The organism is Crystallibacter permensis, from assembly GCF_025960875.1.
GTDB lineage: Bacteria > Actinomycetota > Actinomycetes > Actinomycetales > Micrococcaceae > Crystallibacter > Crystallibacter permensis.
In genome coordinates this window covers 321,105-331,241 of the sequence record NZ_JAODLR010000004.1, presented here as the reverse complement: position 1 = coordinate 331,241, position 10,137 = coordinate 321,105, and the positions used below count along the sequence as shown (strand labels likewise).

6 protein-coding genes and 1 pseudogene are annotated in these 10,137 nt (G+C 66.4%); 4 read left to right on the top strand and 3 right to left on the bottom strand.

Annotation, left to right across the window (positions count from 1 at the left end):
• Positions 1–173: 173 nt before the first annotated feature.
• A complete protein-coding gene (gene acs / locus B0G38_RS07420; RefSeq protein WP_264668828.1) occupies positions 174–2,147 on the bottom strand; it encodes an acetate--CoA ligase in 1,974 nt (657 codons plus the stop codon).
• 283 nt (positions 2,148–2,430) lie between these two features.
• Here acs and B0G38_RS07415 point away from each other — a divergent pair, with 283 nt between their 5' ends.
• From B0G38_RS07415 to B0G38_RS07405, 3 genes are read left to right on the top strand one after another with little or no spacing between them, the layout of a single operon-like run.
• A complete protein-coding gene (locus B0G38_RS07415; RefSeq protein ID WP_264668827.1) occupies positions 2,431–4,128 on the top strand; it encodes a prolipoprotein diacylglyceryl transferase in 1,698 nt (565 codons plus the stop codon).
• Positions 4,115–4,942, top strand: a complete 828-nt coding sequence (gene nth / locus B0G38_RS07410) for an endonuclease III (protein WP_413542039.1) — start codon at positions 4,115–4,117, stop codon at positions 4,940–4,942. The genes B0G38_RS07415 and nth overlap by 14 nt, the downstream gene beginning before the upstream one ends.
• On the top strand, positions 4,939–5,658 hold the full coding sequence (locus B0G38_RS07405; RefSeq protein WP_264668826.1) for an NUDIX hydrolase: 720 nt from the start codon (positions 4,939–4,941) through the stop codon (positions 5,656–5,658). Before nth ends, B0G38_RS07405 begins: the two co-directional genes overlap by 4 nt.
• Before the next feature lie 568 nt (positions 5,659–6,226).
• Here the strand turns inward: B0G38_RS07405 and B0G38_RS23400 are convergent.
• Positions 6,227–6,898, bottom strand: a pseudogene (locus B0G38_RS23400) (WXG100-like domain-containing protein); the annotation flags it as partial.
• A gap of 256 nt (positions 6,899–7,154) precedes the next feature.
• On the bottom strand, positions 7,155–8,864 hold the full coding sequence (locus B0G38_RS07400; protein WP_264668825.1) for a bifunctional 3'-5' exonuclease/DNA polymerase: 1,710 nt from the start codon (positions 8,862–8,864) through the stop codon (positions 7,155–7,157).
• Between the two features lie 176 nt (positions 8,865–9,040).
• On the opposite strand from B0G38_RS07400, the gene ssd reads away from it, so the two are divergent.
• Positions 9,041–10,135, top strand: a complete 1,095-nt coding sequence (ssd, locus tag B0G38_RS07395; protein ID WP_264668824.1) for a septum site-determining protein Ssd — start codon at positions 9,041–9,043, stop codon at positions 10,133–10,135.
• Positions 10,136–10,137: the final 2 nt, after the last annotated feature.

Here is a 10,137-nt window from a genome sequence, read left to right as displayed (position 1 = left end):
TCGAGCCCCGAAGTCGCAGCACAGACTTCACATCCAACCGATCAAGGAACAATCACTTTCGGATCCGATAAAACGCTATTGACCCACGCTCCTAGACGGACCTTCCCTGAAACGAAGGACGGCCGCCGGCAGGGTGTCCTGCCGGCGGCCGCCGCATCTGCTGCGGAAGGGTGTCAGCCCTTGAGCGAGGAAGTGATCTGCTGCATCACCGTGTTGTCCGCCAGGGTACTGGCATCGCCGGCTTCGCGGCCTTCGGCGATGTCCTTGAGCAGGCGGCGCATGATCTTGCCGGAGCGGGTCTTGGGCAGTTCCGGCACCACCAGGATCTGGCGCGGTTTGGCGATCGGACCGATCTCCTTGCCCACATGGTTGCGCAGGGTGGTGACGATCTCCGGGTCTTCCACGGCGTTGCCGCGCAGGATCACGAACGCCACGACTGCTTCGCCCGTGGTCTCGTCCGCTGCGCCGACGACGGCGGCTTCGGCCACCGAGGGATGGCTCACCAGAGCGGATTCGATCTCCGTGGTGGACAGGCGGTGCCCGGAGACGTTCATGACGTCGTCGACGCGGCCGAGGAGCCAGAAGTCGCCGTCGTTGTCCTTCTTGGCGCCGTCGCCGGCGAAGTACATGTTGTCGAAGCGGGACCAGTAGGTCTCCTTGTAGCGTTCCGGGTCGCCCCAGATGCCGCGGAGCATGGCCGGCCACGGCTTGCGGATGACCAGGTAGCCGCCGTGCCCGTTGGGCACCGACTGGCCCATCTCGTCAACGACGTCGACGGCGATGCCGGGCACCGGGGTCTGGGCCGAACCGGGTTTGGTTTCGGTGATGCCGGGCATCGGGGCGATCATGTGCGCGCCGGTTTCGGTCTGCCACCAGGTGTCCACGATCGGGGCCTTGTCGCCGCCGATGACCCGGCGGTACCACATCCAGGCTTCCGGGTTGATCGGCTCGCCCACGGAGCCGAGGACCCGGATGGAGGACAGGTCGAACTTCGCCGGAATGTCTTCGCCCCACTTCATCATGGTGCGGATCGCCGTGGGCGCGGTGTACATGATGGAGACCTTGTACTTCTCCACCAGTTCCCACCAGCGGCCCTGGTGCGGGGTGTCCGGCGTGCCTTCGTACATCAGCTGCGTGGCCCCGTTGATCAGGGGCGCGTAGGTCACGTAGGTGTGGCCGGTGACCCAGCCGATGTCCGCGGTGCACCAGTAGACGTCAGTGTCGGCGTGCAGGTCGAACGTGGCCTTGTGCGTGAACGCGCTCTGGGCCAGGAACCCGCCGGTGGTGTGCAGAATGCCCTTGGGCCTGCCGGTGGTGCCGGAGGTGTACAGGATGAACAGCGGGTGCTCGGCGTCATGCGGCACCGGGGTATGGTCCGCGGACGCGGATTCCACCACTTCGTGCCACCAGCGGTCGCGGCCCTCGTGCCAGTCCACGGGCTCGCCGTTGCGCTTGACGACGACGACGCTGCTGACGGAATGACCCTCTGCTTCCAGGGCGGAGTCCACGGCCGGCTTCAGCGGGCTGGGCTTGCCGCGGCGGTACGTGCCGTCCGAGGTGACCACGAGCTTGGCCTGGGCATCATCGATGCGGTTGCGCAGGGCGTCCGCGGAGAAACCGCCGAAGACCACCGAGTGGATGGCGCCGATGCGCGCGCAGGCGAGCATGGTGATGACCGCTTCCGGGATCATCGGCAGGTAGACGGCAACCCGGTCTCCCTTGGCCACGCCGAGGGACTCGAACGCGTTGGCCGCCTTCTTGACCTCGTCGGTCAACTGGGCATAAGTGTAGGTGCGGGTGTCGCCCGGCTCGCCCTCGAAGTAGATGGCCACCCGGTCCCCGAGTCCGTTCTCCACGTGGCGGTCCAGGGCGTTGTACGCCGCGTTCAGTGTCCCGCCGACAAACCATTTCGCAAACGGCGCATCCGACCAGTCCAGGGTCTGGGTGAAGTCTTCGTTCCAGGACAACAGTTCCCGCGCCTGCTTCGCCCAGAAGGCTTCATGATCAGCGTCGGCCTCTTCATAGATGCCGGGCTTGACCACCGCGTTCGCGGCGAATTCCTCGCTGGGCGCGAACTTCCGGTTCTCCTGCAGCAGGTTTTCCAGAGCATCGCTCGTGGCGCGCTGGGTTCCGTTGGCTTCAGACATAAGAAGACCCTTTCGTGGTGTTGCGGCTGTGCGTGGCACATCCCGGAGGACGGGCGGCCACTCGTGCTGATCATCACATTAGTCCCTGCGTCTGGACATCGTGGCACGGGTCACATGTTCGGATGTAAAAGGACGTAATTCTGCGGTGAGCGGTGGAAAAGGATGTCGAACGGCTCCTGCTGACACCGCGATTCGGCTAGTGATGGCTTCCTTCCTTGACTACGCTGAGACCAGCGCAAGCTCTGCCAAGGCCTGCTTTGGCCGCGACGATCGGAGAATGACTATGACAGATCATGCAGTAACCACTTCGGACGGCGTCAGCGAGGCAGTAGCCGGGCCGTTCACTGTGCGGGACGTCGCCGTGGGACTGTCCGTGGTACTGCTGTTCCTGGCGTCGGTACTGCCGACCGCCGTCATTCAGGGAATCGGGCTGAACCAGTGGAATTCCGCCAATCTCTTCCGTCTCGGTCTGAGTATCCTGCTGCCGGCCATGGTGCTGGTGCTGTTCATCATCCGTCGGCTGGCACCCAAGACCAAGCTGCGCATCGGATCCCTGTCGGTGGATCAGTTCGCCTCGGTAGTGGCCTCGTTTACTGTCGGCTATTTCTTCCTGACGCTGGTCAGCGCGTTCAGCCTTAGCGCTGCGATCGGCTTTATCGGCAGTCTCGGTCTGCTTGCAGCGACCGTTTGCGCACGATGGATTCCGCAGTTCCGGGCCGATTTCGCCGGCCGGCTCGAAATCCCGGCACATCCCATTGCCCGGGATGCGGTTCCGCCTCGGGCCAAAGCACCCAAACCGGTGACGGAAGAAGCCGGCGCGGGACAGCCGCACGCGACGAATGGCCCAGCGGTAAAGGCGGGAGCAGCCGGTTCTTCGACGACGGGGGCGAAGGCAACCACCGCAGCAGGGGTTGCAGGTACAGCCGGTGCCGCGTCCGGGGCGGCTGCGGGCCTGTCCGGCCCCGGCGCTCACGGAGCATTCGCCGCGGCGTCCAACGCAGGGGCCAATGCTGCAGGTAAGGACAAGGGAGCCCGCGAGCAGGGCCGGTCCGGCGTTGCAGCGCAGGACCGCTCGCATGACGCTACCGGGCAGACGGACGCTTCGGTGGAGGCGGCGAGGACCGGCGCCCATGCCCATGGGTCCGCCGGTGCCGCATCACCGTCCGGTTCCGCCGCCCAGTTCGCCGCGCCCGCAGGAACAGGCGCCGCGGGAGTGGCCGGTGTGGCCGCTGCAGCGGAAGCGGGCAAGGCAGACTCAAAGAAGGACACTGTCCCCGCGCGGCACGGTGAAGCAACCGGCGACGAGGATCTGACGGCCCCCGGCGCCGCCGATGGCGAGGCCGTAGGCATTCCGATGTCCGACGACGAGGTGACCGCTGCAGCCGATGCCAAGCAGTCGGCTAAGGAGCCGAGTGCAGCTGCATCGGCCCGGGCCGCGAAGGATGCGGCGCGGCCGCAGGATCGTGGGGAAGTGACCGAGGCAGACAGCATTGCCGGTGCGGGATCCAGAGGACCGGATGCGGACAAGGAGCAGCCGGACGCTGCGGTAGCTGCTTCCGGTGACTCCACCGGCGAGCAGACGAGTGCCTCGCAGACGGCCCCTGCCGCCCAGACAGTCGAGACCGGACGCCCCGAAGACCGCTCCGCTGACCATACCGAGTCCGAAATGCCGAAAACTACGGCCATGGGTTCGGTTGCGGGCGCAAGCACGGAAGGGACCAGACGGGACGCCGCTGAACCGATCAGCGCCACCCGCGAACATGTCGAAGAATCCGACGAGGATGTCACCTATGAGGCCTTCTGGTTCGCCGTCGGCCGTACCCGCCCGACATACGATGAAAACACCGGTGAAGTCGCCTTCATGCTGGAACCGGGCGCCTGGATCCTGGCGCTGCAGGACCGCGGGGACGAGTTCCTCGTGCAGCACACCGACGGCCGGGTTGGCGTGCTTAGGGATCTGACCAACATTGAACGCGCTTAAGGGCCAGCGGCCCGTGGCGCGCAGCAAAATCAGCCCGGATGAGTCCCCGCTGGCGCTCAAACGCCGTGCACGCCGCATCAACAAGACACTGGCCGAGCAGTACCCCTACGCAGTTGCGGAACTGGATTTCCGCAACCCCTTCGAACTGCTCATCGCCACCGTGCTCTCGGCCCAGACGACGGACGTCCGCATCAACGCCACGACGCCCGCGTTGTTCGCCCGCTATCCGGACGCCCGGGCGATGGCCGAAGCCGATGAAGCCGAGCTGCAGGAAATGCTCCGGCCCACAGGATTTTTCCGGGCCAAGACGGCAAGCGTGCTGGCGTTGTCCAACAGAATCGTCGACGAGTTCGACGGCGAAGTCCCTGGCCGGCTGGAAGACCTGGTTACGCTTCCGGGAGTGGGGAGGAAGACGGCAAACGTGGTGCTGGCCAATGCCTTCGGCGTTCCCGGCATCAGCGTGGACACCCACTTCGGCCGGCTGGCCCGCCGTTTCGGCTGGACCGATGCCACCGACGCGGTCAAGATCGAGTTCGATGTTGCAGAGCTTTTCGAACCCAAAGACTGGACGATGGTCTCGCACCGGGTCATCTTCCACGGGCGGCGGATCTGCCACGCCCGGAAGCCGGCCTGCGGTGTCTGCCCGGTAGCAGCACTTTGTCCGTCTTTCGGGGAAGGCGAAGTCGACCCGGAGAAAGCAGCCAAGCTGCTCAAATATGAACTTGCCCCCGGACGCGAGGAGCTGCTGGCCAGGATGCGGGCCGGAGAGAGCCGTGCCGAACTACGCGCGGCCGGCTTTAAGCTGGATGCATGAGCGCGAAGTCCGACCTGCAGCAGCTTCTGAGCGTCCCCATGGAGGAGCGGCTGTCCGTACGGGACCGTGAGGGCTGGTACAACGTAGAGCTCGACGACGAGGACTCCCGGGCGGCGGCAGTCCTGCTGTTGTTCGGGGCGCTGGACAGCACACCGTCTCAATTCCATGAGTCGGCTGTCCCTGATGACTTGGACGTACTGTTCGTGGAACGGGCGGCCACGTTGTCCTCCCACCCCGGACAGGTGGCGTTTCCCGGCGGCGGAATTGACCCCGACGACGACGGGCCGATTGCAGCGGCCTTGCGTGAAGCAGTGGAGGAAACAGGGCTCGATGCCACCGGAGTGGAAGTGCTTGGCACGCTGCCGGAGATTCCACTGTCGGTCAGCAACTTTCTGGTCACCCCCGTCGTTGCCTGGTGGTCCGCGCCGTCGCCGGTAGCCGTGGTCGACTTCGCCGAGTCTGCCCAGGTCTTCCGGGTTCCGGTGGCCGACCTGCTGAATCCCGCCAACCGGCGAATGACAGTTGTCCGGCGGGAAGGACAGGTCTTCAAAAGCCCCGGCTTCCTCGTCCACAACGTGATCGTCTGGGGCTTCACCGCGATACTGCTAGGCCATCTTTTCGACGATCTGGGCTGGACAATCCCCTGGGACCAGTCCCAAGAGATCCCGGCGCCGCTGCGCCCGGTCGCTCCAGTTGAGGACCCGTCCCAAGCTTGAACTTCAGCGACGCCGGAAACCGGACGTTGACTGGGTCTACCCGTGGCGGCCCGGAGCGGTGGCGAGCGGAACCCAACCAGCCCTCTTTCTCGAAGACCGTCACTGCGTTATTCACCCGGGAATACCAGCCGTAGGCGGAATAGACACCCAGGACCGCAGGGGAGACGAGATCGGGATTGAGCATACGGACGCCGGCGCGCCCGGCCACCGGGCGGACTTGCTTTGCCACCATCCCCGCAGCGCCTTGGGCTTCCTTCCTGACAACTCCCGCTAGTGCCCCCGGCAGCAACGCTTCCGGCCCGCTGGCGGCAACACTGAGCAGCCTGTCACCGTGCTTCGCGGCAAAGCTCCGGACAGCGGCCGCGGGTGCGGACTGCAGCGCCGAACGGGCGAACGTGCCCATCGCGGCCGCCTGCATGCCTAGCGGCCCGGGCAGCGAGCGCTGTGAAAGTTCCGTCAGCCTTCCAGCGCCGGTCAGGTTCCGGGAGATGTCGAGGGTTCTGCCAATCAGCTGTGTCACCTGGGTACTGAGCCTGCCGGTGGCAGCAAGGAAGGCCGCTACGGCCTGGCCGATTCTGGAGGCAGCGAGGCCGGTGGTAATGATGAGCCCACCGCCTGCGGTCAACCAGGCTGTCACTGCTCCCATGCCGATCAGCACGGCGATCTGCATGGCGAAGTCCCGGGCTTCCTGAACCAGGGTGGCATGCGCTTCCTCTACCGCGCTTGCCAGCTCGTCGCAGTCCTGCCCCAGGGCATCACATCCTTCGGCGACGGCAATGGCACTGCTGTACAGCTCGTCCTGATGCGACTCGAGCAGCGCGATGTCTGCGCTTCGCTGCCCGGCCAATGGGGCTGTGGTGGTACGCAGGGCTGCGCTGCCGAGCGCCCGGAGATCCGCTCCAACCATTCGCCAGGCACCAGCGGTGGCCCGCATTGCTTCGGCGTCGCCCGAAGGCCACCTTTGACCGGCGGCGTTGGCAATGAACTGTCCGAACTCGGGAAGGATCGGGATCCTGCCGCCGACTGCCGTGACCGGCAGTTGCCGGCACAGCCCGGGCGCCGCCGGCTCCTGCGGCGCAGCATAGGAAGTGTCCTTCCCGCTGGCCAGTTGCTCCGTGAAGCGGTAGAGCTCGGCCGCAGCCCGGGTGTGGAATCCTGCCGACGCGTAGGCCGAGCCGAGCCGCTCAAGTGAGGTGAGGATCTGGACGGCCGCGTCGTCGTAGGCCCTGCCCCATTCCATCGCTTCGGTCTCCCAGCCGGACATTCCCGCTGCCCCGCCAGTCCGCCCGACCGCGTCGACCCGCAGGTCGGCGGCTCTGGCTGCTGCCCCTTCCGCCGCAGCAGCGGAGACGAGCATCGCCTCCGTATCGATGGTCAAGACGGCCACCCGCACCCCCTGTCAGCTGCCGGACTGGGCCGGTCGAACAATGTTGGTACGAGGCTAAGGGGACCGCAGGTGCCAGTGCCACGGCCCCTCTGTTACTTGTGGATAACAGCTACTTCGCGTCGGCGTAGGAATCCACCACGGCGATACTGACGGCGAACTCGATCGGAATCGGACCGAACATCAGCCGCGTCGCTTCCGCCGCCGATTCTTCAACAATCCGGCACACCAGCTGGATCTGGTCCGCGTTCGCGTGGAGCATCACTTCGTCGTGCAGGAAGAACACGAGTTCTCCCACGTAGGTGCCGTCCGCCGCAGCGGCGCGCAGCCGCCGTCGTAATTCTGCGAGCCAGCACAAGGCCCATTCCGCTGCCGTTGACTGGACGATGAAATTACGCGTGAAGCGTCCCCGGGTGCGGGCGATGCTGTCCGCACGGCGCTGTTCCTCCGCCGTGGTGGTGCGCTGCGACTCCACCCAGCGTTCCGAGGGAGCGGCGCAGCTTCGCCCCAGATAACTGCTGACGATGCCGCCGGCTTCGCCCGTCCGCGCGGCCCGTTCGAGGATGCCGATGGCACGCGGGTAGGTCCGGGTCAGCTGCGGCACCAGCCGGCCGGATTCGCCCGTGGTGGCGCCGTACATGGCGCCCAGCATGGCGACTTTCGCTTTGGCCCGATCGCCGCCGAATCCGACGTCGGCGATGCCCTGGTACAGGTCCTTGCCCCGGGCTGCCGCGGCGAGCGCGGAGTCCTGGGCCAACGCGGCCAGCACCCGCGGCTCGAGCTGGGCGGCATCGGCCACCACCAGCTTGTGCCCGGGATCCGGGCGGGCTGCGTCGCGGATCTGCTGCGGAATCTGCAGCGCCCCGCCGCCGCGTGATGCCCACCGTCCCGTCACCACCCCTCCCACAATGTACTCGGGCCGGAACCGGCCGTTTCGCACCCAGGTATCCAGCCACGTCCAGCCATTGGCCGAATGCAGCCGCGAGAGCTTCTTGTATTCGAGCAGCGGGGCAATGGCGGGATGGCTGTGTTCCTGCAGTTCCCATGATCTGGTGCTCTTGACCTCTATTCCGGCGCGGTGCAGGGCGCGCAGCAGCTCCTGGGCGGAGTCCGGATTGAAACGCGGGTTATCCAGCAGCTCGCGCAGCCGGGCGGCGAGCCTCTCCAGCTCCACGGGGCGCTCGCCGTTGCGCGGACGCGGACCGAGGAATCCTGACAGGATCTGCTCGTGGATGTCTTCGCGCCAGGGCACGCCGGCGTATTCCATCTCGACGGCGATCAGCGCACCCGCGGATTCGGCGGCCACCAGCAGCTGGATCCGTCCGCGCCGGGATGACTCGGTGACAGCTGCCAGCTGGTCCTGCAGCTCCTGGACCAGTTCCTGCACGCTTCTACCGCGGGGCTGCGGCGAATCGAAAAGGGTGAACTGATCCGGCGAATCAGGAACGGGCAGGACCTGCCGGGGCAAGCCATCACGTTCTTCGTCCGTCACGGCGGCCTGCCGCAAGGACCGGACGTAATCGCTTCCGGGCACGAACTCGGACAGTGACAGGATGTTGCGGGTCAGGGCCAGATCGTGACAACGCTCCACGCTCGCTCCCGCCTTGAGCATCGGCAGGTAACTGCTCCGCGTCGTGTCCCAGACCCAACGGACACGTCCTTGCTCGGCACGGCGGACGGCGCCCGGAAGGTCCGCAAGGTTTACGACGGCGGCGGGGCCGTTGGGAGCGCCGGTTGCGTCCGCGGGTTGGAGACAGAAGGCCCGCCCGTCCGGCGAAGCAGCGCCAGCGCCGGGCGCGGCAGGGGCAAGGACCATGTACATGTCTCCAGTTTCTCCTGTTTCGCCAGCTTCCTCTGCCGGATGGCCGTGGGGTGCCTGCAGACAGGGGGATGGAAACTGTCCGCAGTTCTCCTCCACAGCGGCGGAAAGCCCCCGCGGTTTGCACAATCCGGCGCAGGCAGGTGTCAGGGGCACGCAGGGACCGCCAGTCTCGGAACATGCAGGAGCAGATTTCAACAGTCCAGCCGTGGACACCGGAGCACGGCATGCCCGAGGTACTGCTAGTCACCGAGGCTGCCAGACTGCGCGATGAAGTAGCCAGGATCGCTGCCGCAGCCGGAGTGGGCCTGCGGATTGTAGCCGTGCAGGATCTGGGCCGGGTACCGGACGGGAGCGTCCTGGTACTGGGTAGCGATGCCGCCTCCCGGCTGCCCCGGCTGGGTGCGGATGTCATTGTGGCCGGGTTCCCGGAGGAATCCGTGCTGCTCTGGGAACAGGCGGCGATGGTTGCCGCTCACCGGGTTGCCGTGCTGCCGGAAGCGGCCGCCTGGTTGGCGGAGTACTTGAGCAGGAACAGGCAGCGGGACGGCGTGGGGACGGTGGTGGCCGTGCTGGGCGCCACCGGCGGCATCGGCTGTTCCACGCTGGCCTGCTGGCTCGCCGCGGAGGCGGCGGCACAAGGCATTTCCACCCTGTTGGTGGATACTGACCAGCTCGGTGGCGGGCTCGACATCGGGCTGGCGCCCGAACCGCTGACAGGGCTGCGCTGGCCGGATCTCGCCGGGGTGAAGGGAGCCGTCAACCCGGCCCAGCTGAGGGCCTCCTTGCCGGTCACTAACGGGTTCTCCGTGCTGTCCTGGGGAGGCGGCGACACCTCTTCGCCGGCGATGGACGTACCGGCGCATGCTATTGGCGGAGTTATGGCTGCGGCGTCGGAAGGTTTTTCGCTTGTGGTGATTGACGCCGGACGGGTCCAGCAGGGACTGGACCGCTGGCTGGATACCGCTGATCAAGCCTTGCTGTTGATGCCTTCCGGCACCCGCGGTGTTCTTGCGGCCCGGGCCGCGGCGGAAATCCTGCACCCGCTGACAGTCAGTGCGGTGGTCCGCGGACCGTTGCCGGCGGGACTGGACGAAGAGTTGGCGGCGGCTTCGGCCGGCCTTGAACTCGCGGGGTATGTTCCTCGGCTTCGCGGGATGGGGTTGGTGCAGGAAACCGGAAGGCTGTTGGAAAGAGGCCGGAACCGCAGGATCCGGCGGCTGGTCAGACGGCTGGCACAACAGATCACACATCTACCAAGCAAGGAGCGGTGACG

Coding starts and splice junctions, on each gene's coding strand:
- acs (WP_264668828.1), bottom strand. CDS start 2,147: ATGTCTGAAGCCAACGGAACCCAGCGCGCCACGAGCGATGCTCTGGAA.
- B0G38_RS07415 (WP_264668827.1), top strand. CDS start 2,431: ATGACAGATCATGCAGTAACCACTTCGGACGGCGTCAGCGAGGCAGTA.
- B0G38_RS07405 (WP_264668826.1), top strand. CDS start 4,939: ATGAGCGCGAAGTCCGACCTGCAGCAGCTTCTGAGCGTCCCCATGGAG.
- B0G38_RS07400 (WP_264668825.1), bottom strand. CDS start 8,864: ATGTACATGGTCCTTGCCCCTGCCGCGCCCGGCGCTGGCGCTGCTTCG.
- ssd (WP_264668824.1), top strand. CDS start 9,041: ATGCAGGAGCAGATTTCAACAGTCCAGCCGTGGACACCGGAGCACGGC.